Below are 412 nucleotides of genomic sequence, written 5' to 3'. Positions count from 1 at the left end.
GCCATGCGGCTTCAAACGCGGCCTGGTCCCGCGCCGGGTCGTGGGTGTCCAGAAACTCCTTGTCTGTCTCGATGGACCGCGCAATGAAGTCGTTGATGGTGGACGCAAACACCGGGCGCCGCTCGGCGTCGTACGAGTCCAGCAGGCGCTCGCCGCCCCAGCCTTGCAGCGTGGCAGCCAGCTTCCAGCCCAGGTTGCGCGCTTCTTCCAGGCCCGAGTTCACGCCATAGCCGCCGTAAGGCGGGTGGCTGTGGGCGGCATCACCCGCGATGAACACCCGGCCCTTGCGGTAGCTGTCGGCCAGCATGAAGCGCAGGTCCCAAAAGCCGATGTGCTCAAACTCCACCTCAAACTCCGCGCCCACCGCCTCGTGCAGGTATGCGGCAAAGTCAAAGTTGTCTTTGGTGGTGCC

Annotated in this window: 1 protein-coding gene; it reads right to left on the bottom strand. The window is 65.0% G+C overall.

The window, feature by feature from the left end; all coding sequences use genetic code 11:
• The coding region (locus tag GPA27_RS28605; protein ID WP_211165321.1) for an FAD-dependent monooxygenase at positions 1–412 on the bottom strand (412 nt) is incomplete at both ends.

The sequence above is a fragment of the Aromatoleum toluolicum genome (genome assembly GCF_012911005.2).
GTDB lineage: Bacteria > Pseudomonadota > Gammaproteobacteria > Burkholderiales > Rhodocyclaceae > Aromatoleum > Aromatoleum toluolicum.
This window is presented reverse-complemented; position numbering and strand designations above follow the sequence as displayed.